General features: G+C 66.7%; 26 protein-coding genes and 1 pseudogene. 16 read left to right on the forward strand and 11 right to left on the reverse strand.

Annotated elements, in window-relative coordinates:
- Window positions 1-113 precede the first annotated feature (113 nt).
- The 6 genes and pseudogenes from ABIC61_RS12720 to ABIC61_RS12745 all read left to right on the forward strand — a co-directional run bounded on the left by ABIC61_RS12720 (window position 114) and on the right by ABIC61_RS12745 (window position 6994).
- Window positions 114-1048 (forward strand): annotated as a pseudogene (locus tag ABIC61_RS12720) (PDDEXK nuclease domain-containing protein).
- 784 nt (window positions 1049-1832) lie between these two features.
- Window positions 1833-4217: a hypothetical protein gene (locus tag ABIC61_RS12725; RefSeq protein ID WP_354030189.1), complete on the forward strand. Its 2385-nt coding sequence runs from the start codon at window positions 1833-1835 to the stop codon at window positions 4215-4217.
- Between the two features lie 3 nt (window positions 4218-4220).
- On the forward strand, window positions 4221-4739 hold the full coding sequence (locus ABIC61_RS12730; RefSeq protein ID WP_354030190.1) for a hypothetical protein: 519 nt from the start codon (window positions 4221-4223) through the stop codon (window positions 4737-4739).
- Window positions 4740-4964: 225 nt separating this feature from the next.
- Window positions 4965-6122: a site-specific integrase gene (locus ABIC61_RS12735; RefSeq protein ID WP_354030191.1), complete on the forward strand. Its 1158-nt coding sequence runs from the start codon at window positions 4965-4967 to the stop codon at window positions 6120-6122.
- A gap of 1 nt (window position 6123) precedes the next feature.
- Window positions 6124-6492 (forward strand): IS5 family transposase, encoded by a 369-nt coding sequence (locus ABIC61_RS12740; protein ID WP_354030192.1) that lies wholly within the window; start codon window positions 6124-6126, stop codon window positions 6490-6492.
- Complete coding sequence (locus ABIC61_RS12745) at window positions 6431-6994, forward strand: IS5 family transposase (protein ID WP_354030193.1); 564 nt, start codon at window positions 6431-6433, stop codon at window positions 6992-6994. The genes ABIC61_RS12740 and ABIC61_RS12745 overlap by 62 nt, the downstream gene beginning before the upstream one ends.
- Window positions 6995-6997: 3 nt before the next feature.
- Here the strand turns inward: ABIC61_RS12745 and ABIC61_RS12750 are convergent, their stop codons facing one another.
- Complete coding sequence (locus ABIC61_RS12750) at window positions 6998-7486, reverse strand: GNAT family N-acetyltransferase (protein ID WP_354030217.1); 489 nt, start codon at window positions 7484-7486, stop codon at window positions 6998-7000.
- 91 nt (window positions 7487-7577) lie between these two features.
- Here ABIC61_RS12750 and ABIC61_RS12755 point away from each other — a divergent pair, with 91 nt between their 5' ends.
- Window positions 7578-8660 carry an SNIPE associated domain-containing protein gene (locus ABIC61_RS12755; protein WP_354030194.1) on the forward strand — a complete coding sequence of 361 codons (1083 nt, stop codon included), beginning with the start codon at window positions 7578-7580 and terminating at the stop codon, window positions 8658-8660.
- Between the two features lie 124 nt (window positions 8661-8784).
- Here ABIC61_RS12755 and ABIC61_RS12760 read toward each other — a convergent pair whose 3' ends face one another.
- Window positions 8785-9129: a histone-like nucleoid-structuring protein Lsr2 gene (locus ABIC61_RS12760; protein WP_354030195.1), complete on the reverse strand. Its 345-nt coding sequence runs from the start codon at window positions 9127-9129 to the stop codon at window positions 8785-8787.
- A 1047-nt stretch (window positions 9130-10176) separates the two neighbouring features.
- Here ABIC61_RS12760 and ABIC61_RS12765 point away from each other — a divergent pair.
- The 3 genes from ABIC61_RS12765 (at window position 10177) to ABIC61_RS12775 (ending at window position 13788) form a co-directional block, all read left to right on the forward strand.
- Complete coding sequence (locus tag ABIC61_RS12765) at window positions 10177-12495, forward strand: isopeptide-forming domain-containing fimbrial protein (protein ID WP_354030196.1); 2319 nt, start codon at window positions 10177-10179, stop codon at window positions 12493-12495.
- On the forward strand, window positions 12488-13123 hold the full coding sequence (locus ABIC61_RS12770) for a class F sortase (RefSeq protein WP_354030197.1): 636 nt from the start codon (window positions 12488-12490) through the stop codon (window positions 13121-13123). The genes ABIC61_RS12765 and ABIC61_RS12770 overlap by 8 nt, the downstream gene beginning before the upstream one ends.
- Before the next feature lie 209 nt (window positions 13124-13332).
- Window positions 13333-13788: a DUF6941 family protein gene (locus tag ABIC61_RS12775; RefSeq protein WP_502908809.1), complete on the forward strand. Its 456-nt coding sequence runs from the start codon at window positions 13333-13335 to the stop codon at window positions 13786-13788.
- A 52-nt stretch (window positions 13789-13840) separates the two neighbouring features.
- Here the strand turns inward: ABIC61_RS12775 and ABIC61_RS12780 are convergent, their stop codons facing one another.
- On the reverse strand, window positions 13841-14674 hold the full coding sequence (locus ABIC61_RS12780; protein ID WP_354030199.1) for a helix-turn-helix domain-containing protein: 834 nt from the start codon (window positions 14672-14674) through the stop codon (window positions 13841-13843).
- A gap of 569 nt (window positions 14675-15243) precedes the next feature.
- Here ABIC61_RS12780 and ABIC61_RS12785 point away from each other — a divergent pair.
- The 5 genes from ABIC61_RS12785 (at window position 15244) to ABIC61_RS12805 (ending at window position 20070) form a co-directional block, all read left to right on the forward strand.
- Window positions 15244-18069 carry a CLIPPER-2 domain-containing protein gene (locus ABIC61_RS12785; RefSeq protein WP_354030200.1) on the forward strand — a complete coding sequence of 942 codons (2826 nt, stop codon included), beginning with the start codon at window positions 15244-15246 and terminating at the stop codon, window positions 18067-18069.
- Between the two features lie 241 nt (window positions 18070-18310).
- Complete coding sequence (locus tag ABIC61_RS12790) at window positions 18311-18583, forward strand: hypothetical protein (protein WP_354030201.1); 273 nt, start codon at window positions 18311-18313, stop codon at window positions 18581-18583.
- Window positions 18576-19019, forward strand: coding sequence for a hypothetical protein (locus tag ABIC61_RS12795; RefSeq protein WP_354030202.1), 444 nt, complete (start codon window positions 18576-18578; stop codon window positions 19017-19019). The genes ABIC61_RS12790 and ABIC61_RS12795 overlap by 8 nt, the downstream gene beginning before the upstream one ends.
- 204 nt (window positions 19020-19223) lie before the next feature.
- A complete protein-coding gene (locus tag ABIC61_RS12800; RefSeq protein WP_354030203.1) occupies window positions 19224-19682 on the forward strand; it encodes a MerR family transcriptional regulator in 459 nt (152 codons plus the stop codon).
- Entirely contained in the window at window positions 19633-20070 is a 438-nt protein-coding gene (locus tag ABIC61_RS12805; RefSeq protein ID WP_354030204.1) for a VOC family protein, read from the forward strand. Before ABIC61_RS12800 ends, ABIC61_RS12805 begins: the two co-directional genes overlap by 50 nt.
- A gap of 48 nt (window positions 20071-20118) precedes the next feature.
- Here ABIC61_RS12805 and ABIC61_RS12810 read toward each other — a convergent pair whose 3' ends face one another.
- The 3 genes from ABIC61_RS12810 to ABIC61_RS12820 all read right to left on the reverse strand — a co-directional run bounded on the left by ABIC61_RS12810 (window position 20119) and on the right by ABIC61_RS12820 (window position 21646).
- Entirely contained in the window at window positions 20119-20631 is a 513-nt protein-coding gene (locus tag ABIC61_RS12810) for a P-loop nucleotide/nucleoside kinase family protein (RefSeq protein ID WP_354030205.1), read from the reverse strand.
- A gap of 134 nt (window positions 20632-20765) precedes the next feature.
- Window positions 20766-21242, reverse strand: a complete 477-nt coding sequence (locus ABIC61_RS12815) for a GNAT family N-acetyltransferase (RefSeq protein WP_354030206.1) — start codon at window positions 21240-21242, stop codon at window positions 20766-20768.
- A gap of 215 nt (window positions 21243-21457) precedes the next feature.
- A complete protein-coding gene (locus ABIC61_RS12820; RefSeq protein ID WP_354030207.1) occupies window positions 21458-21646 on the reverse strand; it encodes a hypothetical protein in 189 nt (62 codons plus the stop codon).
- Between the two features lie 41 nt (window positions 21647-21687).
- On the opposite strand from ABIC61_RS12820, the gene ABIC61_RS12825 reads away from it, so the two are divergent.
- Complete coding sequence (locus ABIC61_RS12825) at window positions 21688-21879, forward strand: DLW-39 family protein (protein ID WP_354030208.1); 192 nt, start codon at window positions 21688-21690, stop codon at window positions 21877-21879.
- Between the two features lie 380 nt (window positions 21880-22259).
- Here ABIC61_RS12825 and ABIC61_RS12830 read toward each other — a convergent pair whose 3' ends face one another.
- Genes ABIC61_RS12830 through ABIC61_RS12850 form a run of 5 tightly spaced genes read right to left on the reverse strand, consistent with a single transcriptional unit; the run spans window position 22260 to window position 26105 of the window.
- Window positions 22260-23024 (reverse strand): DUF1932 domain-containing protein, encoded by a 765-nt coding sequence (locus tag ABIC61_RS12830; RefSeq protein ID WP_354030209.1) that lies wholly within the window; start codon window positions 23022-23024, stop codon window positions 22260-22262.
- Between the two features lie 33 nt (window positions 23025-23057).
- The gene (locus ABIC61_RS12835) at window positions 23058-23813 is read right to left on the reverse strand and encodes an IclR family transcriptional regulator (RefSeq protein WP_354030210.1); all 756 of its coding nucleotides are present in this window, start codon (window positions 23811-23813) and stop codon (window positions 23058-23060) included.
- 33 nt (window positions 23814-23846) lie between these two features.
- On the reverse strand, window positions 23847-24476 hold the full coding sequence (locus tag ABIC61_RS12840) for an RraA family protein (RefSeq protein WP_354030211.1): 630 nt from the start codon (window positions 24474-24476) through the stop codon (window positions 23847-23849).
- Entirely contained in the window at window positions 24458-24727 is a 270-nt protein-coding gene (locus ABIC61_RS12845; RefSeq protein ID WP_354030212.1) for a hypothetical protein, read from the reverse strand. The genes ABIC61_RS12840 and ABIC61_RS12845 overlap by 19 nt, the downstream gene beginning before the upstream one ends.
- Before the next feature lie 31 nt (window positions 24728-24758).
- The gene (locus ABIC61_RS12850) at window positions 24759-26105 is read right to left on the reverse strand and encodes a TRAP transporter large permease subunit (protein WP_354030213.1); all 1347 of its coding nucleotides are present in this window, start codon (window positions 26103-26105) and stop codon (window positions 24759-24761) included.
- Window positions 26106-26820 lie beyond the last annotated feature (715 nt).

Consider the following 26820-nt stretch of genomic DNA (forward strand, 5'->3'; position numbering starts at 1 on the left):
GGGCAGACTGAGCGGTGATGTCTGAATCCTCGCCAGCCGCATCCGGGTATACCGCTGCTCTCGCTGAGCTGAAGCAGCAAGTGCGCGCTGCCCGGTTCACGGCGCAGCGGCGCGTGAACACGGAACTTATCCGTCTGTACTGGGGGATCGGCGCGACTATCCTGCAGCGCCAGGGCGATGAAGGATGGGGGAGCAACGTCATCAGCCGGCTCGCGACGGATCTGCGTGCTGAGTTCCCCGAGATGAAGGGGTTCTCCCGAGCGAACCTGTTCTACATGCGCCGGTTCGCGGGGGAGTGGTCGGCGGATGCAGTTGTCCAACAGGCTGTTGGACAATTGCCGCGGGGGCACATCACGGTCCTCCTCGACCGGCTAGATGACCATGAGCTCCGTGACTGGTATGCCGGCCAGGCGGCAGCGCATGGGTGGTCGCGGAACGTACTTGAGCACCACCTCCGGTCAGAGGCGCACACCCGGCTGCAGGCGGCGCGACGAACTTTGCTGAGGTGCTCCCGCCGGCGGAGTCGGATCTGGCGCAGCAGATCACGAAAGACCCGTACGTGCTCGACTTCCTGGCCCTCGACGGTGACGCGAAGGAGCGCCACCTCGAGCAGGCACTCGTCGACCGGATCATCGACACCCTCCGCGAGCTCGGCGAGGGCTTCGCGTTCGTCGGCCGGCAGGTGCACTTCGACGTCGACGGCGACGATTTCTACGTCGATCTGCTCTTCTTCCACGTCGAACAGCTCCGGTACGTGGTCATCGAGCTCAAGACCGGGAAGTTCAAGCCCGAGTACCTCGGTCAGCTCGGCTTCTACGTCGCACTCGTCAACGACAAGCTTCGCCGCCCCCAACATGCGGACACCGTTGGACTGCTGCTGGTCGCGGACAAGAACGACGCCGTCGTCCGGTACTCCCTCGCGGGGCAGCAGACCCCCATCGGTGTCGCCAGCTACGACCTCCTCCCACCAGCGGTACGCGCTGCTCTACCGTCGGAAGCCGACCTCGCAGCCGCACTGACGACGGAGACCGACACCCTCGAACCCTGACCTGGAGCACGTACAACCGGAAGCTTCCACCGTGTCTCACGAAGGGAGCCGTCACTGGACAGATCGCCGGGCGGGCCTGTTGAGACACCGAGGCCCCCGGATCTTCGCGGGATCCCGAATCGGCCGCGACGTGTGCGGTAGCCGATCGGCTAGCGGACTCGTATTGGTGACCTGGGCGCCGGTATCCGCTTAGCCGCTGAGTGGTTTGGTGGAGCGACGCGTGTGGCTGCTCATGTTCGCTTGCACGTTTCTGGTCAAGCGGGCTTGTGCGGCGTTCTCGTCCGCCCGTACGCCACGGCCCAGGTCGTCAGTGCTGACAGGAAAAGGGCCAGTGCGAGGGCTCCGGTGACCCAAGCCACGGTCTGAGCGTTGCTTGCGATCTCCCACTGACTCTTGGTCGCAACGTAAGAGTGAGTAGTCGAACTACCGAGCACCCATGCCGGGCGCAAGGGAGATGCCTCATGGGTGGCGATCATGGCGACGATCGCTGAGGCTGCGGCCGCGAGGACCAGGACATAAACGAGTACACGCGAAGGACGACGGGGTAACAGGTTCACGCGCTGACTGTATCTGGTCGTCGTGATCGTGGCGATGGGCAGGGGTTGGGCCTCCTCCCGTGGCGTCTTTTTCATGAAGACACACTCATACCGGTCCGGTACAACCTGCTCTGACCTGGTGTTTTAGTCTCTGGCCCCCATTCGGGTAGCACCTCTCCTTCTCGACTGATTCTTATGCTTTGACGACTGACAGCACCACCTGCTGTCGACATGACGTAGGGGGTTTCGTGCGCTCGTTGCTGCACGCTCCGCGCTCGAGGACGCGCAGCATCGCTGCCGCGACGCTCGGCGCGCTGGCGCTTGTTGGTTCGCTGCTGGTGGCAACACCGGCACAGGCGTTGAACGACACCGGCACCGGTGGCGTGTTCGTTCCAACGACCGGTCGGATCTTGGACACGAAGAACAACATCGGCGGGTACAGCACGCCGATGCCGGCGAAGGCATGGCGGACCGTGCAGGTCACCGGCACCGCAGGGCTGCCTGATGACGGCACCGTTGGCGCGGTCTCCGTTGTCGCAACCGTGGCGGACATTCCCGGTCAAGGGCAGCTGTTCGGTCGGCCCGACGCCGACACCAGCCAGACCCTCATGGGTATTTACGGTGGCGAGGCGAAGCAGAACACGTCGTTCTCGTCCGTTCTCGCCGTCAGTTCGGACGGCACCGTCCAGGTGTATGCCGAGACGAGCGTCCGGCTGATCCTGGACGTGCAGGGCTACTACACGGCCAACACTGACGGCACCGCACCGGGCGGGTTTGTTCCGTCGAACGGGAAGCGGGTCGCGGACAGCCGTTCCGGGACCGGCATCCCGAAGGCGCAGCTCACCAGCGGCAAGTCCGCCACCCTCCAGGTGACCGGCACCGCTGGCGTTCCTGCTGGTGCGTCCGCGGTGATCGTGAACCTCATCGCGTTGAACAGCACCTCGAGCGTGGGCTACCTCACCCCGTACGCCACCGGTGCGACGCGGCCTGCGAACTCGTTCAACTACGCCGGCGGCGTGATCACGACGATGCAGGCGCAGGTGCCGCTGTCCGCGGATGGCAAGATCACCATCTACAACGCCAACAGCACGATCGATCTCGCGATCGACGTGCAGGGGTACTTCACCGCCGCAGGTAAGGGCGGGGCGGTGTTCACCCCGGGGCAGGGCCGCATCGTCGACACTCGCAACACTGGCGGGAACCTCGCCGGTAATGAGACCCGCGCGTACGACGTCGCCGGGAAGGCCGGCGTCCCAGTGATGGGGTCCGGCGTGAACGCGGTCGTGTTGACGCTGACAAGCATCGCCACCAACGGTGGCGGTTGGGGCCGGGTCTGGGCTAACGGCACCACCGAACCTGACACCGCCTCTCTCCGCTATGAGGACGGCACTATTCGCACCAACACGATCACCGTCCCACTGGGCGCGAACGGGAAGATCAACCTCCACAACATCGGCGCCGGCGCCACGAACTTCGTCATCGACATCCAAGGGTGGTATGCCAACCCACAAGCGCCGCAGCTGGCGTGTGATGCGCCGTACTCACCGAATTCCTGGACGACCACCGTGCCCGACGCAATCAACTGCACGGTGACGGCTGCACCGACTCCGGAGTCTGGTTACACCGTTGATCTGACCGACAACGACGTGTCCATGAGTGAGCTGGAACTGTCTGACACCACCAGCACGTCAGTTACCTCCCTCGTGGTCCCGTTCGGAGGCATCAACACGCTGAGCGCGGCTCTGCTTGATGATGACGGGAACGAACTCGCGACGACGAGCTACCAGCTTGGGTTTGGGGACTGGGCAACAAGAGAGCAGCAGACAACGCCGGCGTCCGGGATGACTCTTACGATGACGCCTACTCTCAGTGTGCAGCCGACAGGCGACTACTACGGCGATGGTGACAACGTGCAGTTCACCGTGTCGGAAGACCCAAACGGCGTCTCTGCCCCGGTGGTGTCGAGCACCGAGGGCGCAAGCGACTGGGATGTCCCGACGGGAGCACTGCAGGACGGCCACACCTACTACTGGACGGCTACGATTACCGGCCCATCCGGGCCGTCGCAGCAGAACACGACGGTCACTACTGCGCCATCCTCGTTCATCGTGTCTGCGTCGGAGGCGGAGCCGACGGTCACCGCTGTTTCGGATACCGATACCGATACCGATACCGATACTGACTCGGCGACGCCATCGGATCAGACGTCGGTGATGACGACGGCAACCTACGTGCGCACGACGGGGTACACCGTGCAGCTCGCGAAGGCGAAGCAGCAGCCCCACAATACGTACATCGCCAGCAGCTGGAAGGACGTCAACAGTAAGACTGTCTACCTCCGAAACGGCGCTTGGTTCAAGATCCGCGATAGCCACAACCTCAGCATCAAGGCAGTCCGAGTTTCCACGCAGTACCCGGACTCGAAGAAACCAGAAGCTGGCTCGCCGAACTACGTGTACAAGGCAACGTTCCAGGAGCGTTCCTCGCGGGGCAGGCTGATCCACCAGCAGGTTGTGCGCACAATTGTGTCGTTCCGCAGTTACGAGTGGGGCGGGACGAAGGGCGTCATCTCGTCCTACTGCCCGCCGATCAAGGGGAAGTGCCCATCGTGGATCAAGGAGACAGTGGGATAGCCAATGGACGATCTATCACGCTCCTCCTTCGCTTGGTTGCTCGTCCACCTCGCAACTATCGTGCAAGCGCAGCCACGCGGCACCTTCGTCGTCGACCGGATCGTAAACGAGCACAGTGCAGCCGAGCTCGCCCTGGCATCAGGAAAAAGCGCACGCATCCCCTTGGTATCAATCGACGAGCGAAGCCTGCCGGAACTGACGCGCGCTGTGCAGACGGTCGATAGCTCAATTTCTGCGCCGATGCCGGGAGCGGTCGCCATCGCCCGCGAATTCGGTGACGAGTGGGATGGTTGGGCGTCAGCGCTGCTCGACTTCGGAGGCTACGAGTGGGCATTTCGAGAGCCGAACGACCGGCTGCGGTACGTCTTGATAGAGCGGGACGAACACCACTTCCGTGTGACCGCAGACCTGGGTACTGGACCGGGTTTTTCTCGGCTGTACCCTTTGGCCCTCGATGGGCAGATTGAAGAGTTCCAGGCTCGCGACTTCGGCTTCGACGCGGCTGCGGCACTGAAGCTCTAAGCAGTGGGCAAGGCGCGGTCCCTCCAGAAGGGGCCGCGCCTTGTGCGTCTAGTTGCGGTGCAACTCAACTGGACGACAGGCTCCGGTAGACAAGCTGTCGTCGAACGCCACGAAAACGCCTTAGCTGTTTGCCGCTTCCACCATCGCCAATTCGTTCCGAGAAGAGCTTTATCGGAACTGACGCGACAGGCGTGCACAGTGCTGGCCGAGCGCGGAGGAGGGCACGTGAGCACCGAACTGCAGCGCAATGCGGGCCGTGGCGACGTGCAGTCGACCTCCGTTCCGCGTGCGACGCGTGGACGCGAGGCGTCGGATGCGGATCGTGCTGCTGCCGAGCGGTCTCGGACGGCGTTCGCGCGGCTCCGAGCTGCTGCGGGGGAGGGGGCATCCGCCGCTGGCGCCTCGGTGACGGTGCCGGCGGACGCTTCGCCGCGAGCGTTCGCGGAAGCGTCACTGTCGCCGAACACGATCCGCGCCTACCAGTCGGACCTCCGGCAGTTCGCCCGCTGGCGCGCCGGCTTCCTCGACCACGAGGTCTCCGAGCCACACGAGCTCGAGCTGATCAGGGCGGCACCGGTCGACCCGGCGGAGGTGGCGGCGTTTCTCGCGGATAAGGCCAACGCCGTCCTCCCCGACGGTGCGCAGCGGTACGCACCAGCGACGATCAGCCGGTACGTCGCGGCGATCGACTGGGAGCACGCTCGTCGCGGACACACCCCACCCGGCTCCAGACCCATCGTCCGCGACGTATTGAAGGGGATCCGCCGCACCCGCTCCGTCCCGGTACGACGGGCGAAACCGATGACCTTGAAGGCGCTGCAGACGACGTTGCTGAAGATCGACATCGCCGACCTGCAGACCGGCGCGCTCGCCACCCGAGACCACGCGTTGCCGCTGTTCGGGTTCGTCGGCGCGTTCCGCGAGTCCGAGCTCACCGCACTGACCGTCGCCGACCTCCGCCTCGTCGACGGCGAGGGCGTCTACGCGCGCGTGCGGAAGTCGAAGACGGACCAGGACGGCATCGGGCGGATCAAGCCGCTGCAGCAGGGTGCGAATCCGGTTACCTGCGCCCCGTGCTCGTTCGTCCGGCTGTCCCGCCTCATGGCCGCGCAAGACGCTCGCGGAGAGGCAGGCCTGTTCGCTGCGATCACCGGCGCGAGTCTGGCCGTCCACGTCTGCGCCGACGGGCTCGGTGCCGATCGGTTGCCGGCGTCGATGCCGTTCTTCCGCGCAGTGTCGAAGTGGGGACTGTTCCGGAACACCGACATCAGCCCCACCACTGTCGGGAAGGCCGTCGCCCGCCGCGCGCGTGCAGCCGGGCTAGGTCGTGTTGCTAAACGGTCGGCCGGAACCGTTCGGTCATCCTTGGATTGTGTCGCGTGACGTGATCTCTGACGAGACGTGGTCTGTCATCGGTCCGCTGTTCCCGCCTGCAAAAACGAGAGGACGCCCGCCAGTCGATCGTCGGGTCATCGTGGAAGCGGTGGTGTGGCGGTTCCGGACGGGCGCTCCGTGGCGAGACCTGCCGGAGCGGTTCGGAAACTGGAACACGATCTACCGCAACTTCGACCGATGGGCGAAGAACGGCCTTTGGGCGCGTGTTCTCGAACACGTGCAAGGCGTAGCCGAGCGCAATGGGGACATCGACTGGGTGGCGTCGATCGATTCCACGAGCGCACGCGTGCATCAGCATGGAGCGACACTGCCACGGGCTAAAAAGGGGCACTTCGAACTACAACAAGTCCGCCGCTGAGCCGTCGGATCATGCGATCGGCCGGTCGCGCGGCGGGCTCACGACGAAGACACATCTCGTTTGCGACGGCAGAGGCCGACCACTCGGGTTCGTCGTAACCGGCGGCCAGGTCGCCGACACCATCATGTTGCCGGCGACGATGAACCAGATCCGCGTCCCGACCGCGGGACGTCCACGACTTCGGCCGGACCGGTTGCGCGCCGACAAGGGATACCCATCGAAGGCCAACCGCGCATGGCTGCGGGCACGGGACGTCAAGACGACGATCCCTGAGCGCAACGACCAAATCGCACACCGCCGAAAGCGTCCGGGCCGGCCCATTGTGTTCGACGCGGACGACTACAAGGGCCGGAACGTCGTCGAGCGGTGTTTCAACCGGCTGAAACAGTGGCGGGGCATCGCGATGCGCTCCGACAAGACCGCCCGCAACTACCACGCAGCCCTCTGCCTCGCCGCGACCATGCTGTGGGCCGAGAGACCCACCTCTTCTTCTCCGAACTGATCTTCAGTTTGCCGATGCCGACACAGCGTAGGTAGATTCCTCGACGCCTCGCCCGTCCTTTGTGAGCGTCGTCGCGACCAGATTCATGCCAAGCCGCTCGCAAAGCGCACGCGAAGATTCGTTGGCGGCGTCCGTCTTAGCTACTACTTGAAGGAAGCCCCAGTCGCTGAGGGCAGCAGCCAGGAGAGCTCCCACAGCTTCAGTTGCCAGGCCCTTCCCACCGAAACGGGGATTGAACACGTAACCAATCTCGGCGCTGTCATCGTGAAGCCAGACGAGCCCGACCTCTCCGACAACTTCGCCTGTCTCAAGAAGCTCGACCACCAGAACCAGCTCGTCGCCGGGACCGTCGAACCGCGCTGCAGCGTACAGGGAGAGCTCACTCGCGGTGTGCTCCCGAGTCCACGTTCCAGCGCTCAGGTACTGAGCCACGTCCGGTCTCGACCTATAGGCGAGGACCGCACCGACGTCAGCTTCACGAGGCCGCCTCATTCGGAGTCTGGATGTATCGAGCACACGAAGACCGTAGCTGAGCGAGCATTTAGCAACACGCCCTAGTGCCCGAAGAGCAGAGCTGGTCGACTTGACCACCGCGGTTGAGCTCCAGGCGATCGGGCTCTTTGACTTCGAGAACCCAGCTGCGTCGTCAACGGAGCTTGCGTCGAAGTTGGAAGCGCTGCGCTACCGCATCAAGAACGCGGTTCGTGACAAGCGCGCGGTGACCACAGCGCCACGATTCACGTTCAACAACTCCGAAGCGCAGGGCCGGAAGTTCATGACGGACATGGCGAAGGTGCTGCTGCGTGCATACAATGCGGAAGCGGATAACGCCATCAAGGCCACTCGAGCTGGCAACTTGCACGTCGCGCAGACGCGGCTCAGCAAGGCCGCGGAGCAGATCGCGAAGAGCGGCACGATGATCGATCTTCGCATTGAGCCGAGCTACCACCAGATGCGGCTTGAGGAGATCGCCCTCGCCAACGAGCACCTCCAGACGGTGCAGGCGGAAAAGGAACGCGAGCGAGAATGCCGAGCGGAACTCCGCGAGCAGCAGCGCGCTGCCGCTGAACTGCAAGCCGAGCACGACCGTCTCGAGAAGGAACGCCAGCACTACCTGTCCACTCTTGCTGCCTTGCAGGCAAACGGCGACGCGGAAGGTGCCGCGCGCGTCCAAGCGCGGCTTGAGGACGTCGACCGCGCCATTACCGATGTCGACTATCGAGCAGCCAATGTGCGAGCGGGCTACGTATACGTGATTTCCAACGTCGGAGCGTTCGGGGAACGCATGGTGAAAATCGGCATGACGAGGCGCCTGAAGCCAATGGACCGCGTCATCGAACTCGGCGACGCGTCAGTGCCGTTCCGTTTCGACGTGCACGCGTTGTTCTTCGCCGACGACGCTGTCGGAGTGGAGACGATGCTGCACCAGACGTTCGCGAACCAGCGGGTGAACAAGGTCAACCTCCGACGTGAGTTCTTCTACGTCACGCCGGCCGAGGTACTTGACGCCCTCAAAAGCCATGCAGTCGAGGTGGTCGAGTACACCGTGGAGCCCGCGGCGGAAGAGTTCCGGACGAGTGAGCTTGCGGCTGACACGTCCACACCAGCGGCTCCGAGCGGCGGATCGATGTCGTACGTGGGATCCGTCGCGTCAGCAGAAGATTGAGTTGGTTGAGACGCATTCAGTGAGGCGGGCCTCCGCCCGCTGACATAACTTCGCCCTATCGGCGCCAACGAGAAGAGCCGGCCACTCCGAAGGGTGGCCGGCTCTTCTGCATGGGGGAGTGGTGTCAGTGTGCGGCGTCGTAGGCGTCGCGGACGGCCTGGCTGATGCGGCCGCGGGAGGAGACCTCATGACCGTTCGCGTTCGCCCACTCGCGGATTTTCGCGAGCTCTTCTGAGTTGCCGCGCTTTGGGCTGCTGCTGGCGCTGGTGCGACCGGTGCGGCCGCTGATCTTCCGGGCCGCGGCGACGTAGTCGGAGAACGCTTCACGAAGCGCGTCCGCGTTGTCGTCCGTGAGGTCGATTTCGTAGTGGGCGCCGTCGAAGCCGAAGGTAACGGTGCGGCCCTTGCCGTCTTCGATGGTGTCGCCGGTGAGGTCGTCGACGAGGTGCGTGGTGACTTTCTGCGCCATGTGGAGGTCGCCTTTCATTCGGGGGTCGCTTCCACCTTGGCATAGGTGGCCCCGGAGAATCTTTGTTCGGTGTCTTGTTTTCGGGAGGTCGGGCAGACTGGATGGTGACGTCTGATTCGTCGCCGGCCGTATCCGGGTATGCCGCAGCGCTTGCCGAGCTGAAGCAGTAAGTGCGCGCTGCCCGATTCACACCACAGCGCCGCGTGAACACCGAGCTGATTCGTCACTATTTGGGTATCGGCGCAACCGTCCTGCAGCGGCAAGGTGACGAGGGGCTGAGGAGCAATGTTATCCCTCGGCTCGCGCAGGAGCTGCGTGCAGAGTTCGACGGGCAGGTCGGCCTGGTCTGCTCGGAGAGGGACACACCGGCGCGTTCAAATTGACATAAGACTGCGTGCGGCAGGTGACGGCCTGGGGGCGTCCTGATGCAAAGTGACCGCGTACCTCGTCCGAGGGGCATTTGATGCTGGCATTGCCAAAACCTGCAGTCATGCGGACCAAAACCTGCAGACTTAGCCGATTCCCGTTGAAGCGCCACCCAACCTGGCCATTGACTGAGCGCAACCATCGTTCGTTCCAGCCCTGGTACCTGGCAGGGCTGCCTCTTCTAGGGGAATCTCTGTGTCAATTTCTGACTCCATCCGCCGCTGGCGCAAGAACGCGCCACCTGCTTCGCGCAGCACGTCGCGTCGTGTGCGCTTCACCTCGTTGATCGCGATCGGCGCTCTCGCTGTCTCGGGCCTCGCTGCCGTGGGGGTGGTTGCCGCGCCGACGGCAGCGCACGCGGAAGCGAACGCCGAGGGTGCGCCGATCTTCGCGAACAACACCTTCTACGCATATGCGCAGGCGGGGGAGACGGTCGACTTCAATTTCACGAAGGACGTGCGATCGCGGGCCGCGGGTACGGGCGTCACCATCAATGCGTACGCACCTGACGGGACACTCGCCGGGACGTGCACGATCACTGCCGAATCCACTCAGGGCACCGCATGCGGTCGGACGGGACTGACCTCGAGCACGACTGGCGCATGGAAGATCGTCGCGACGATGACCGAGCAGTCGGGCAACGACAGCTTTGACTGGAACATCACCGTGAACAACGGTGGTGTTGCGCAGTCCGGTCGGGTGTGGTCGACGCGGTACACGATCCTCCAGAGTGGCGGGTCGGCCAATCTCCAGGATCTGACCTACTACATGGTCAATGACACCGGGTACCAGTACACGGTCAACCTCAACGACTACAACGGCATCGGGTCGGTAATCCAGGCGAACAGCATCGGCAACCCGACTGCTGACTGCGCCCCGACGTACCAGTCGAAGGACGGCAGCCTGGACTCGAACTGTGGGACGAACTTCCGGATCTTCTTCCAGCAGCCCTCAGCAATGCTCCCCGCAACGGCAACCTCGCCTGACGGCACCCTCATCGTCAAGCCTGCGCCGTTGACGGCGCAGGACCTCGCCGTGAACGACCTGAAATTCACACCGGCCTCGGCGAACTCCGCTAACGGCACCTTCACCTACTCGATCAACGACCGCTTCCAGGGCGGCTACAAGCTGCAGGTCGACACCAACGGCAACGGCTCCTACGACGACGCGGTCGACCGGACGATCCAGCTCGGTGCTGACGGTTCCGGCAGCTACAGCTACGACTTCGACGGTCTCGACGGGCAGGGTAATCCGATCGCGGACTGCACGCTCATGAACGCTCGGATCCTGTACGACAAGGTCGGCGAGATCCACGTCCTCAACCAGGACGTCGAAGGGCGCGCCGGCGGGATCCAGATCACCCGCACCAACGGTGCCAGCTCCCCGGACAGCACCATCTACTGGGACGACACCAACCTCAGCACGGATGGGCGCACCACCACGACTCCGCAGGTCGACGGCACCGCTGGCGTCAACAGCACCGGTGGCGTGCACGGCTGGGCCTACGACGGCGCCGGGAACGCTTGGGGTAACAACCGAGTGATCGATGACTGGACCTACTTGCCGCTGAACTCCGGCACGGGTGATATCGCGATTGGTGGGCTCTGCTACACGGTCGCGAAGTCCTCGAGCGCCACCAGTGCGGTCGCGGGGGACGAGGTCACGTACACGGTGAAGGTCACCAGCACCGGTACCGGCAACTACACCGCCGAGAACCCGGCGTCGTTCTCGGACGACTTGTCGAAGGTCACCGACGACGCCACGTACAACGGTGACGCGGCCGTGTCGTACTCGGGTTCCTCGACCGCGGCAGCGCCCGTGGTGAACGGGAACACGCTGACCTGGGCCGGGCCTCTCGCAGCCGGTGAGGTCGCCACGATCACGTACTCCTTCACCGTCAACGACCCCGACACCGGGGACAAGCACCTCGAGAACGCGGTCACCCCGACTGCGCCGGGAGGTGGGTGCATCACGCCGGAGGGGTGCATCACGGACACGCCGGTTGCGTCGTACACGGTCGAGAAGGCTGCGTCCACGGCGACCGCAGATGCGGGCAGCACGGTTACATACACGGTGACGGTCACCAACACCGGTCAGGTTGCCTACACCGACGCAGCCCCCGCGACCTTCGACGATGACCTCTCGAAGGTCCTCGACGACGCCACCTACAACGACGACGTCTCCGCGGGCGGCACGGTCACCGGGAACACGCTCTCGTGGAAGGGCGCGATCCCAATCGGCGGATCGACGAAGGTCACGTACTCGGTCACGGTGAACAACCCCGACACCGGAGACCGGAAGCTGACCAACGCGGTCGTCCCGACCACCCCGGGTGGCGGATGCGTGCGCCCTGGCGGCTGCACCACCACCACGGTCGTCCCGCCGGCTTCCTACACGGTCGCGAAGGCTGCATCCTCCGCTTCCGCGAAGCCCGGCCAGACGGTGACCTACACGGTGACAGTGACGAACACCGGTGCTGAGGACTACACCTCGGCTCGTCCGGCGTCCTTCAAGGACGACCTGTCAAAGGTCCTCGACGACGCCACCTACAACGGTGACGCCTCCAACGGGGCGACGGTGAAGGGGCACACGCTGTCCTGGGCTGGTCCGCTGAAGGCTGGTGCGACGGTGAAGGTGACGTACTCCGTGACGGTCAACGACCCCGACACCGGAGACCGGAAGCTGACCAACGCGGTCGTCCCGACCACCCCGGGCGGTGTCTGCGACCCGGACGGCGTCTGCGTGACCACCACCACGGTCCCGCCGACCCCGACTGACCCGGGCATCCCGCCGGCAGGTCCGTCGGTCGCGACCGGTGGCACCGCGCTCGCCCCGGCGCCGGTATGGCCCTGGATCGGCTCCGGAGCAGCAGCGCTGGCCGGGATGGTCACGCTGGCGCTGATGGCACTGCGTCGTCGGGGTGCGAACCTCGGTGACTGACACCACCCATGAAGGCGGGCGACGCCGACGATGGATCTTCCTCATCGTCGGCGTCGCCACCGCCCTCGCACTCGTGATGAGCGTCCTCGGCTACATCACCACGCACTCCGGACCGGTCGACCTCAACGGCAACCGGGTCCAGGCGGAAGACGTCCCGACCGCGGCCGCCTCGGCGTCCGCGGTGGCCGACTCGGGTGGGCAGTTCGTCGTGAAGTCCGTCGGCCTCGACGTGCCGCTGGGAGCGTTGAACGCCGTCGGTGGGACGGTGGAGCCGACCGGGTTCACGTCCGCGTATTGGATCCGCAACGAAGGCGTCTCGACGAAGGACCCAGCGAAGGGAACCGTGTTCGTGGTGATGCACTCACTCCGCAACGGCGGTGTCGGACCGGGCAACTACCTCATCGACGTCAAGGACCAGAAGTCGAAGGTCGGTCTCGGCACGACGATCCAAGTCGACGGCGTCACCTACAAGGTGACCGGCGCGCAGGCGGTGAAGAAGACCGACCTGTCACGGTCCGCGACGATCTGGGCGGACACCCCGAACCGGCTCGTCGTCATCACCTGCCTGCAGCGCCCCCAGGGCGGACCATCGGTCGACAACATGGTGATCCAAGCCGTCCGGACCTGACAGACCTGCTCTGCCGACAGCGCGTGTTCGGGTCACGCGAGGGTTCCCGGCAGAGCGGCACCGGGGCTGGTTACCCCGGTGAGCGTGAAACGTGGTGGGGCCGCCTCCCCCTAGGGGCAGCCCCACCACCACTTGCCGATTGTGACCGACAGATGTCCTGTTAAGGGGATGCGAAGGTTCCTCGCCTGCGGTTGTGAGATTCTCCGGGGATGGGGATTGGAATCACGGCGTTCTTGGCCGACAGTGCGGAGACGGTGAACGGGAAGCTCTACGTCCTGGGTGCCGGATGGGACCAGCTGGTCGTGTCGGCACTGCCGGCGGTACAGCAACGCGTCGCGGTGGGCGTGCTGTTGCAGGTGGGGTGGAACGATACGGACGTCGAGCACGCTGTGACGTTGCGGCTCGAGACCGAAGACGGCGACCCCGTCCCGCTGGCACGGCACGCCGCGGGAATGCCGGTCGGAACCGCCGTCGCGGCGATCGGGCATCGGTTCACGGTTGGGCGGAGTCCGTGGGTGCGCGCAGGGGATGACCAGACACACCCGGTGACGTTCACGATCAACGATCTGCTGCTCGAGCGGGTGGGCGGCTACTCATGGGTCATCGAGGTCGACGGCGCGATCGCGCACCGGCTGCCGATGCGGGTCGTACAGCACACGGGCTAACGCAGAACCCGCCCGCACTCACGGCAGCCGGCGACGACCGTCGTGTTGCTTATTAGTCGCCCTGGGCGCGGGCGAGCGCGCGCGTGAGCTGTCGCGCCGACGTGAACCCGCACCGCTCGGCGAGGTCGCGAGCGGGGATCAACGCCGTCGCGGTGCTGATCTGGTTCGCTTCGGCAACGCGGCGCCGCTCGACCTCCCGACGTGGTGTCGTACCCATGCTCGTGAACGCAGCATGCAATGTTCGCTCGCTGACGGAGAGCTCACGGGCAAGGCGAGCGACGTTGAACGCAGGGTCATGGAAGTTCGACCCGATCACCGCCAGCGCGGCCATGAACAAGCCGTCACGGTGATGAGGGGCGCCGTGTTGCCGGTCGCCGCTTTCCTCGACGACCGCGGCGAGCATGCTCTCCAGCGACTGCGCGATGTGGTGCCGCGCGAGTTCGGTTGCCGGTGGGGGCGCTTGCAGGAGCGCGTTCGTCATGTTCGTCAGTACCTGCACCGCGGCACCGCTGGTGCCGATGGGTTCCCCGAACCGGAATCGGGCCCGGTTGGGGTCCAGCGCGGTCGAATCGATGTGCCAGACGAATCGTGCCGTCTCGGTCAACGTCTTCGCGGTCGTCGGCGCTGCGCCGTCGAGAAGGATCAGCGATCCGGGCTCCGCGATCACGGCTTCACCGTCGACGGTGAACCGGAAGCCGCCTTCCACCGTCAGCACCAGGTAGATGCGTTCCGGCGCGGTCGTGAGGGCGTACTCGGCGGAGCGCGACCACGCGTGGCCCATCCCGAACCGGGGATGCTGCGCGATCTTCGCGACGAGTGTCGTGTCGATCCGCCCATGCGGATGCCAGCCGAAATCGTCACACCGTTCCGCGGCTGCAATACCCATCGTCACAAGCCCCACCTCCGCTGGGAGTTTGCAGGACAGCTGACGTTCGACGCCATCAGTCGCAGCAACGAAATCGATCTCATACCCCCACAATGCGGGGTGCGAGGTGCCAGATTCTGCAGCGATCGCGTCAAATTCTGCTGACTTCGGAGATCGCGCTGGGAATGCTCTTAACCTGACCAAAGACTGGGTGCGCCGTCTGAGAGGCACGGCGCCCGTGTGTATCCCTGCGCCCGGGGAACCCGTTGAGAGGGATCAGGATGAAGTTGAGCTGGCCGGGCGCGTTGCGGCGCCCGAAGAATCGTGTCGGGGTTGGGGTGATGCCGCGGCTGCGGTCCCGCCGTCTTCGGTCCGCGTCGATGGTCGGAGCTTTGGTGCTGACCGCGACGCTGTTGGGCGGTGCAGCCGTCAGCGGGGTGGGGCAGGCTCCCGCCGCGGCCGCTACGCAGGGGTGTGGGTATGCCGACAACTCCGCTAACAACGGCAAGTACGCGAACACCATCTGCTGGTTCGATTTCGCCGACTTCAATGAGGCGACTGCGCGCACGGCAGCGGGTCAGCCTATGCAGGTGACCCTGGACGGTGGGTACACCGCCGAGTTCACCACGCGCATCACGGACGTCGCAGGCGACGCGCAGATGAGCATGGAGAAGCGCAGCACACCGCTGGAGACACGCTTCGCGTTCGGAACCGACGCCTACCGCGGCATTCCGGGCCTGGACAGCCTCTACAGCGAGTACGGCGCCGACCCGACCGCATTCAAGGGCGCGAACCTCAGCTTCGACAACATTCGCGTCGTCGATTCCGCCGGGAACCCGGTCACCGGGTACTCCTTCGTCGCCGCCGACACAGAGGACAACGTCCAGGGCGAATCCTTCACCTGGAGCTCGGACAAGCCGCTGGACGAAATCGAGCGGCTGGCGCCCAACGGCGGCTGGGGTTGCAAGAACCCAGTCGGCGTCGGCACGACGCAGATCAGCTGCGCCGGGACCGGCGCGGGCGGGTCCAGCACCGCGGGCGGCAAGTCGACGTCGCTGCTGGTCGCTGCGGACACACCGTCGAACTTCACGACGCAGTGGCAGACGTCTGCGCGGTCGGGTGTCGCGATCGGTATCCAGACGGCGAAGGTGACCATCAACAAGCAGGTCGCGAGCCGCATCAACTCCGCTGACTCCTTCGACCTCGCCGTCACCTCTCCGGAACGCACTGCCGTCGGAACGGCCAGCACCGGCACGGCGAACACGGCGACGACAGGTGCGATCACCACCCTGCCGCGGACCACGGGCGCCAGCTACCAGTTGGGGGAGACCGCGACCGCGGGCTCACCGACCCTGCTCTCCAACTACACCGCGTCCTGGGCGTGTGTGAACGCTGCTGGATCGGACACCCCGTTGCCATCCGGCACCGGCACCTCGAAACAGGTCGCTCCCGCCATCGGCGATGACATCACCTGCACCATCACGAACACCGCCAAGGCGGCCACCCTCTCGATCGAGAAGCATGCGGGAACCCCGGTCGACGTGAACGAGGACGGTCTCACCGACGTCGGCGACACCATCCAGTACACCTTCACGGTGACCAACACCGGCGACCTGACCATGTCGAACATCGGTGTCACGGATGCCAAGGTCGGCAGTGTGACGTGCCCGGAGCCCACTCTTGCCCCTGGCGCTTCGCAGGAGTGCACCGCGGACGAGCCGTACGTGATCACCGCGGACGACCTCACCAACGGCTCGGTCGACAACTCCGCAACCGCCAACGGCACCCCGCCGGGCTCCACCACGCCGGTCACGTCGACCCCGTCGACGACGTCGACGCCGACCACGACCCCGGCGCCGGCGCTGACGATGGTGAAGTCCGCGTCGCCGTCCGGCGAAGGCAACTTCACGCCCGGGCAGAAGATCACCTACTCGTTCCTCGTGACGAACACCGGTAACGTGCCGCTGAGCGACATCACGATCAACGAAGGCGACTTCACCGGTACCGGCACCATGTCGGACCCGACCTGCCCCGAGCCGACCCTCGCCGCCGGCGCGAACGAGACCTGCACCGCGACGTACACGCTCACCCAGGCAGACGTTGACTCCGGCTCGGTGACCAACAGTGCGACCGCTGGCGGCACGCCGCCGGAGAACGGTGGCACTCCGCCGACGTCGCCGCCATCGGAGGTGACCGTGCCGATCCCGGACAACCCGGCGATCACGGTCGCGAAGACCGCGTCCGCGTCGACAGCAAGCGAAGCGGGCCAGCAGATCACGTACTCGTTCAAGGTCACCAACACCGGCAACGTGACCCTGCGGAACGTGACCGTCAACGAGGGCGACTTCTCCGGCACCGGCGAGCTCTCCGACGTCGTCTGCCCCGAGCCGACCCTGGCGTCTGGTGCTGCTGAGACGTGCACGGCAACGTACACGGTGACCCAGGCCGACATCGACAACGGTGGCTCCATCACGAACACCGCCACCGCGACCGGCACCCCGCCCAACGGTGGCACCCCGCCGGTGTCGCCGCCGTCGTCCTCGACCGTTACGGTCGAGCAGTCCCCGTCGATGACGGTCGTGAAGTCGGCCTCGACTGACGGTGCGTCGTACAAGGTGGGTGAGGTGGTGACGTACTCCTTCGTCGTCACCAACACCGGCAACGTGACGATCACGGACCCGAAGATCGATGACTCGAAGTTCTCCGGCACCGGTGAGCTGTCGCCGATCACGTGCCCGGCGGAGTCGGCCACGATGGCACCCGCGGCGCAGGTCACCTGTACGGCGACGTACACGGTGACGCAGGCCGACGTGGACGCGGGCAAGATCACGAACACCGCGACCGTTGGCGGGACCACCCCTGATGGCGGCAACACGCCGCCGTCGGACCCGTCGACCGTGACGGTGCCGAACACGGCCCAGCCGAGCCTTGCCCTGGTGAAGACCTCCGACGTGGCGAAGATCACCACGGTGGGTCAGACGTTGACGTACTCGTTCAAGATCACCAACACCGGGAACGTGACGCAGAAGAACGTCACCGCGAAGGAAGGCAAGTTCACCGGCTCCGGAAAGCTCTCCGAGCCGACCTGCCCGGCAGCGGCGGCCTCCCTGGCGCCGGGCGCTTCGGTGACCTGCACGGCGACCTATCACGTCACCGCGGCGGACCTCACCAGCGGCACCTTGTCGAACACCGCCACCGCGGCCGGCACCGACCCGTCGGGCGACCCGACCGTTTCGGTCCCGTCAACGGCAACCGTGAAGGCGATCGCTCCGCCGACCCCGCCTGGTCTGGCGTTTACCGGTACGGAGCTGGTCGGTCCCGGTATCGGGCTGGCGCTGATGCTCCTCGCGCTCGGCGGTGGGCTGATGGTGGTCCGACGTCGTCGCCTGAACGGTGAGACGCAGGACAACGCCTAACGAGTCCATGGTCCGGCCGGCGCTGCTCGCACACACTTGAGTGCCGGCCGGACCATGGATCACCGCACGGTCTGCCTGATCCCAGACCGTGCGGTGACCCCTCAGCGGTGGGGCTGAGGAGCGGGACCCCATCCGGGTTCCGCGACACGATCGGCGGCCGCCCTGGCGAGCCGCCGATCGTGCTTCCAACGACCAACCACACGGACCTACCGTCATCACCCCACGAACAGGGCAACTGTCCATGAGTGATCACAAGCTCCGCCTCGCGCTTCTGGACGCGCGGACCCGCCGGATGGTCCGGCACACCTCGGATCCGGTTGAGCGTGCCCTCGCCCTCGTGGTGATCAGCCGCGCTGTTGCCGACAACGCCGCCGTCGCAGCATCAGCACGCACCAACACCGGCTCGCTCGGGATACGCGGCACCGAACAGGTCCTCACCGCTGCGCTCGAGCACCTGCACGCCATTCGGCGTGCAGTCCACCACAACCGGCAGACGGACGCGCACGATGACTGACATCGGACCCGTCATGCTGCAGGTCCTCGTCGCGGCTCGCACCAAAGAGGCCACCGCACACGGACCAGCGAGACGCGACGCGTTCCGGATCACGAGGTTCCTGCTCGCGGGCAGCATCGCCGCCGGGTACACACCATCCGACCTCGCAGCTGCTCTCGGGGTCACAGCGGGCTCCATCCGCACGCGCGCAGATACTGACGGACCGATCCCAGGCACCGTCTTCGCCACCTACGCCGGCATCGGCCTCGAGACCCTCACCGCCTGGCAAGAGGCCGGCTGGCTGCCCACTGGCGAACCAGATCCCGAGTGCCGGACGAGCTACCCCGCGTCCGCGCTCATCACCGCACTTCTGACCAGCCTGCTGACCGCACCAGCAGCACCACTGGATCAGAGCACAACGGACGGGCCCACCCCCGCCGGACGGCATCCTGACTGATCACCAGGACACCGTCAGCACTGCGTCGCTGTGTCGGGTTCACAGCTCGCAGCCCCTGCATGCCGTGTCGGGTTCACGGCATGCAGGGGCACCCCCGCAGCGCAGATCACGACGCAGTCCGCCAGCCGATCGATCATCGGACACTGCACCATCTGAGTCACCCGGATCGGACCCCGATCCGCTCCCTTGCCTGAAGATCGAAGTATGCGCATCGGAGAACTCGCTGCCAGGACTGGAGCAAGCGTGAGAGCGCTGCGCTACTACGAGCAACAGGGCTTGCTCGCACCGCAGCGGACCGCCGCCGGGCAGCGGGTGTACAGCCCACAGCATGAGAGCGCCGTCGCTACCATCCGCGACTTGCTCGCCGCTGGCTTCTGCAGCTCAGTGATCAGGGCACTCCTGCCCGCGCTGTCAGATCCCGTCATGTCATCCGAGCGACTACGGTCCACCGTCGATGCTGCCGAAACACGGCTCCGCAGCGAGAAACACGTGATCACGCAAGAACTTGATCGCCTGGCGGAACTGCGCACTCAATGGGGCCTTGCCCCTCACCCGCACGTCAGGAACGAGAGTGGGAGTCATGACGAATCCCACGACCCCGAAGCAGCTCCGTTTGATCATCGAGACCGACGACTTCGACGAGGCGGTCCGCTTCTACCGTGACACGCTCGGCATGCCCGAACAGGTCGCGTTTGCCACGGACGGCGATGACCGAGTTGCGATCCTCCATGCAGGTATCGCCACGATCGAGCTCGCCACTCCCACCCACGCGAGCAACATCGACGAAGTCGAGGGCATGCCACCGGCGCACCCCGGCGCTCCGGTCCTCCGGATCGCGCTGGAGGTGGAGGACACTGATCTCACCGTCGCTCGTACGACCGAAGCTGGGGCCGACCTTCTCGCCCCGCCGATCCGGACCCCCTTCCGGTCGAAGAACGCGCGTGTGCAGGGTCCTGCGGGGTGGCAGATCACGTTCTTTCAGGAACTCGAGACTCTGCAGGACCGTCGAGAGAGTCCCGGGTTCACGACTGACGACAGACGCGCCCGGTAGACCAGCCGCTCGATGCAGAGCGGCCCAACGTGTCCGACAGGCGATCGGCTACCGGACGGTCGGCTCTGCCTTCACCCAAGCGTTGCCGATGGACTTGATCTGGTCGTCTACGGCCATACCTGTGACGTCGAGGATGAGGTCTACCGGTGGCGGAGTGGCACTGATCCGGTGCAGTAGCTCGAATTCTTCGTCCGTTATGTAAACCGGACGGGTGGTTGCGCGTGTTCGGGCCTGGTCGAGGGAGATCGCGAGGTGCACGATGAAGCACTCGGGTAGGTGCGAGCGGTACACGGGTAGGACCTCGGAGGTCACGATGTCCGAGGCCGTGACAACAAAGCCGGCACCGCTGAGGTTTCGCGCGAGGTCGGCAGTGTTGCGGGCCGCGAGCGCGTGCTGCGCTCTTCCGTCCGGGCCGGACCACGACGTGGAGGCCCCGGCGACGATGAGCTGACGGATGTCGTCACTATCGATGTAGGCAGCTCGCTCCTGAGCACCGGCGAGAGCCCGAGCGCAGGTCGTCTTACCGACTGCCGGGCCACCTGAGAGGAGTAGCGGTCGCATCGTTGCGTCCCTTCGGCAGTAGATCAATTCAGACTACGACGCGTTCAGGTGCGCGATCGGCTATCAAGACGCATCGGGAGCGACCTGATCGATCGACGCGGGAGGGCCGCCACTCGCGGCCCTCCCGCCTCCTGTCAGAGCGCCCGAGCGTAGTCGACGGTCGGGTACGGGATGAAGCCGAGGGATTCGTAGAGCGCTCGTGCCGGGGCGTGGAACTCGTCGCCGCCCGTTCCGATGTGCACCACGGCGACCCCAAGCTCTCCGAGCCTCGTCAATGCCGCGGAGCAGAGCGCTCGGGCGACTCCTCGCCGTCGAGCGTCAGGGTGGACGGCAACCATCTCCAGTCGTCCGGAGGTCGCACCGGTGGTGTTCCAGCCGACGTAGCCGAGTGGTTCGCCGTGTTCTTCCGCCAGTGTGATGAAGCGGCCCTCGTCGGGAGCCAGCAGGGAAGGGACTTCCTGGCGGTAGTCGTCTTCCCAGTGCCCGTGGTCGTGCGCGGTGACTTCGGCCCGTAGCTGCACGAGGGAGCCGGCGAGGAGAGGCCGGAAAGTCTCAATCGTGAGTGCGGTGAGCGCGGGCAGGTCGAGCGGCGTGCAGTCGCGGATGTGCATGGTCGTGCTTCTTTCGTGAGCAGTCTGAAGGCTCCACGCCCGGGGTTTTGGTGGAGGAGAGCGACGGCCTGAGCCGTCCCTTCAGTGGCGCGTGCGACAGCTCGCGAAGCAGTCCATGTGACCACGGTAACCGGGCGGTGCCAGCCGGGGAAGAGGTGCGTCCTCCCGCGCACCGGTCACCCATCGGCTTGCGGGACGCGGCTGTTCGGGCCGGGTCAACGGCTGAGGAGTTCATCCGAGATGGTCCAGAGTCGCTGCGCGAGTGCGGGGTCGAGCACCCAGGCCGTTACTCCGTGCGGGTGGTCGGCGAGTGCTGCGTCGTCGGGCACTGTGTATGCCTCCTGGCAGTCGGCGAAGTAGTGGCCGCCCGTGTGGGCGAACTCCTCCGAGACGGCGGCGGTCATGGTCGTCGCGGCGCTCGGACCACCCGCGCCTGCATTGACGGGTGTGGCCAGCGCGGCTCCTACTCCCAGGACGGGATCCGGACCCCGCACCGCGCATCCCGGGCCTGGCGTTCACGGGTACGGAGCTCGTCGGCCCCGGCATCGGCCTGGCGCTGATGCTGCTCGCCCTGGGTGGTGGGCTGCTGACCGTCCGACGTCGCCGCCAGAACAGTGACGAGATCGACAACGCCTAACGAGTTCAGGGTCCGGCCGGCACAGGCTCGCGCACACGTTCGTGCCGGTCGAACCCTGAACCACCGCCGGCCGGGCCTGACCCCCGGCCGGCGGTGCCCTCCTCAGGACTCGGGAATCTGAGGACGCGCGGGACCAACCATCCCGCACCCCGCGATCTGCGGGCCGCGCCTCCCTGCGGCCCGCAGATCGTGCTCTCACCCCACAAACCATCCAGGACAAGAAGCGGGGACCGAGCGAGGCCCTCTCGATGCCGGCCACGGTCCTGAGGCCCGTGCGCGCGGTCCTCTACAACGCGGCTACCGCGAGGAGGTTGACTGCCGCTGCGGGCAGCCCGATGGGGCCGAGGATCCCGGCGATGTGCGCAGACGTCGCGGCCGCCCTACTCGCCGGCGAGCCGCTCGAGCACCCGGCGAGCGGCCGATGACATCTCTGGTCGGACGCCGAGGCGCTCCAGGTACTCCGACACGGACTGCATCTCGTGCGCCCGTCGCACGGCGTGCTTCCGGCTGCCTGACTCGTACCGCTCGATCTTCGCGTCCGCGTCACCGGAGAGCTGCGCGGCGATCTGCGCGTGCACCCATTCCTCGCAGCCCGCGGCGCGACCGGCCTCGAGCGCCTCGACGACGACCGTCGCCAGGCTCTTCATGAGCACACTCCGGAGCAGCTTCCGGGAGGTCGCGGTACCCGCCGGGCCCTCGATGCGCTCGACCTCGGACCCCAGCGTGGTGAGCAGCTCGGCGACGACGTCCGCTGCGCCGCCCGACACGATCGTCTCCGTGGCGGCGCCCTTGAGCGGCACCGGCCCGAGGATCGCGACGTCCGCGAAGCGGCCTCCGGCTGCGACGATGCCGTCCTCAGCGGCGACCATGTCCTCGGGTGAGGCAGTCGTGAAGTCCGCGTAGACCGCGCCGGGTGTGATCGCGCCCGCGGCGGTCTCCGCGATCGACCGGCTGAGTGCGGCACCCGTCAGGACGATCGTCAGTTCGCTCGTGGCGACGACGTCCTCGACCGAACCGAGCCGCTCGACGCCGTGCGGTGCCGGCGTGGGAGCGGGATCGAACCCGCGGACGGGGTGGCCGGCGGCGACGACGGCCGCCGCGTAGATGGCTCCGGCCTCGCCGAGGCCGATGAACCCGACTCGCATGGTGTTCCTCTCCTGCGAGCCGTGGCTCGCGTCCTACCGACCGACCGCCTGCGCGGCCCGACGGATCTCCGGGACCAGTGCCTCCAGTCCCGCCCTGTCGTTGTGTTCTGCCGGTCCGGAAGCCGACACGGACCCGATCACGACTCCGTGCTGGTCGAAGACCGGCGCGCTCACCGCGGCGACGGCGACGTCACGCTCGGCGATGGAGACGTGGAAGCCGTTCCGGTGGATCTCGTCGAGCGACGAGCGCAGCTCGTCCACGCTCACCGTGCGTCCGTTCCCGTCCGTCGTGTCGCCGTGGTGCGCGAGGATGTCGTCCCGTTCCGCCGACGACGTGAACGCGAGGATCGTCTTCCCCGCGCCGACCACCAGCGGCAGCCGTCGACCCACCGGCAGCTGGTAGCGGAGGGGATCCCGACCGTCCACCCGCGCGGTCAGGATGCGCTCCTGACCGGTGCGGACGTAGAGCGACGTGGTCAGGTGTGTCGAGTCCGCGAGCTGCTGGAGCACTGCGCGTGCGCGGGTGGTCAGCGGATCCCCGACGAGGTAGCCGTGCGCCAGGCCGAGCGCCCCCGCTCCGAGCCGGTACTCCCCGCCGTCCTGTTGCACGAGGCCGCGGCGCTGGAGCACCCCGACGATCCGCAGGGCGGTCGCGGCGTGCAGCCCGGTGCCTCGGCTCAGGTCGACGAGGCGCAGCGGACGGTCGCTCCGTTCCAGCAGTTCGAGCACGTCGAGCGCGCGTTCGACGCTGCGGACCGTCGGCTGGGTCGTGTGCCCGTCGGTTGCCATGACGCCATTGTGGCGGACCGCCCTGCTGAACCGTCACACGGACCTCGCCGAGGCGACGATCTCGTTCCGGATCCGGGTCTCGTCGGCGTGCTTGGCCTCCGCGCGGTCCAGCACCTCGGCGGCCTCGGCGGCCGGTACCACCGCGACACCGTCCCCGTCGGCGACGATGACGTCGCCGGGGTGGACGACGACACCGCCGATCGCCACCGGGACCCCGACACGGAAGGGGCCGTTCCGGTAGGGACCGGCCGGGGTGACGGCGCGGGCGAACACCGGGAACCCGAGTTCCTCGAGGTCGTCGACGTCACGGACGGCGCCGTCGATGACGAGTCCGACGCAGCCCCGTGCGCGGAGGCGTTCCGCGATGAGCTCGCCGACCAGGGCTCGGTCGCGGACGCCGTGGCCGTTCACCACGAGCACGTCGCCGGGTCGGAGCGTGTCGATCGCTTCGTGGACGCCGGCGTTGTCGCCGCCCGCGACTTCGACCGTCCGGGCGGTGCCGGCCGTCCGTGCTCCGCGCCAGACGGCCCCGATCTCCGCTTCCGTGACGCCGAGGCGCTGCATGGCGTCGCCGATGTTCGCGACCGGGAGGGCGCCGAGTCGCTCGACGATGCCCGGGGTCACGGGCTTGTGGGTGTGCTCGGTCATTCGTTCGACTTCCATCCGTGTGCGTAGGCGAGGAGCAGGGTCCAGATCCCGAGGGCGCCGCCGACGCCGAACGTCCACGGGGCCAGGGCGGAGACGGCGCCGGAGACCAGCGCGGCGTTCAGGATCAGGACACCCACGAGCTGCAGGAGCACCATGACGGTGCCGAGCGCGAGCATCGAGACGAGCAGGACGACGAACACGGTCGTCATGCCGGCGGCGATGCGCTTCCGGGTCGGACCCATCGTGGGTCCCGTGGAGTCTGCCAACGTGCAGTCCTTCCGTTCGGTGGGGACGGGTTCAGTGCGGGACGGGCAGCCAGCCCGGCCCGATGAGTGCAGCGATGAGGAGGATCGGGATCACGTACAGCACGACCAACGGGACGAAGGTCTTCACCGGGTTCACCCCCGCGATCCCGGTCGCGATGTAGATGGCCGAGGCCCCGGGCGGTGAGGCACCCTCCGTCGACGCGGCCACCAGGACGACGCACGCGGCGAGGACGGGATCGACCCCGGCGACGACGAGGACGCTGAAGCCGATGCCGCCGATCGTCGCGATGGTCGCGGTCGAACTGAGCGGTCCGGCGACCAGCACGACCATGACGGCGACGATGACGCTCATCACGACCGGCGACGCGTCCAGTCCGTTGAGTACGGCGGCGAGCTGGTCCGCGAGTCCGAGCTCGGTCAGCACCGCTCCACCTGCGAAGGCGAAGACGAGCGTCGCCCCGATGTCGCGGTAGCGCGGCGCGGTCTTCGCGACGAAGTCGTACCAGCCGCGGGTGCCCTTCGGCAGCTTCTTCCGACCGAGGAGCAGGGCCAACAGCCCGAGGAGCACGGGGATCCAGACGACGATGCTGATCGTGTCCGCGGCTTCCTCCCCGAGCGCACCGGTCACGAACGCACCGCTCGGTCCGAGGGTCACGAAGACCGGGACGAGGATGCCGAGGAACACGAGCAGCGACGTCCACCCGTGGCGGAACGACTGACGGAAGGGGCGGATGTCCGCGGCCGGGACGCGCTGGATGCGGTGTCGACGGACGAAGTACGCGATGACGATCAGGCGCCAGAGCACACACCACCCGGCGGCGACGAACATCGCGGGCAGGAGCTCGCCGACCGTGACGAGTGGTGCGACGGTCGCGGTGCCGATGAGGATGAAGAACGAGGCGCTCGGCGGGATCACCGTGCCGTTGCCCGCGTTCCCGGCGACCACGGTGGCCGCGACCGGCGCGGGCCACTGCGAGCGCTTCATCCACGGGATGGTGACGGTGCCGAGGGTCGCCGCGTTCGCGGATCCGGAGTGCGCCACCGAACCGAAGAGCGCCGAGCCGACGGTCGCGACGTACCCGGCCCCACCGGGGAGTCGGCCGAGCAACGAGTTGAGGATCTCCACCTGTCGGTCGATCACGCCGGTCGACGCCAACAGGAACCCGATGAACGTGAAGGCCAGTGCGGCGAAGACGATCTCCTCGTTGAAGGCGTCCTGCAACCCGACCACGAGCAGTTCGAGGAACCGCGTCCCGCCGAACGCGCAGACGACGAGGAAGCCGACGACCATCCCCTCGCCGATACCGCGACGGAGCGCGACGCTCCAGACCACGATCGTGCCGATGTAGGCGATCAGCGCCCAGACGGCCAAACCCATGTGCGACTCACTCTCCGTTGAGGGTCATTTCACCTGATGCAACTTGTTTGCATCTGTTGAAAGAGCAAAGCAGTTGACGACGAGCACGTCAAGCGGCTCGGACCGAATGCGTCGGCGACTCTCGGCTCCGGGATCCGCGTCGTTCATCTCAGGGAGGTCGGCGACGGTCCGCTCGCCAGCCTTCACACGGACTCGCGAACCGTGTCGGAGTCATCCGCAGCGGGCTGGGCTGCGGCAACGACCATCAGGTCGACGCTCGACTCCGAGGCCTGGCCTCGTGTCGCTTCCACTCGGCCGTCGAACGGTGGGCGCTGCCCGACGGGCATCGGCGAGTGGAGGCACACGCGCGGCAGCCCTGGCACTGGGCGCTGTCGGACCTGCGATGCACTGCGCGTGGCGGGCTGCCTGATGTGCCTGGTCGCTGCGGACCGGAAGCGCGCGGCGGTCGTGCTGCACGCTCCGGGGAGCGCGGGCGTCCGAGCGGCGGGTCACCGAGTTCCCGGTGACCGGGAACTGGCGCGACGTCGACGACGTCGACGAGCCAACGGGCCGCTGAACGACGGACTGGAGGCGGGGGGGGCGCGGGGCCCCCCCCCCCCCGCCCCGGGGGGGGGGGGGGGGCCCCCCCCCCCCCCCGCGGGGGGGCCCCCCCGCCCCCCGCGCCCCCCCCCCCCCCGCCCCCACAAACCCCGGGCCCCCCCCCCGGCGCCCACCA

It is taken from the genome of Curtobacterium sp. 1544 (assembly GCF_040544915.1).
Lineage (GTDB): Bacteria > Actinomycetota > Actinomycetes > Actinomycetales > Microbacteriaceae > Curtobacterium > Curtobacterium pusillum_C.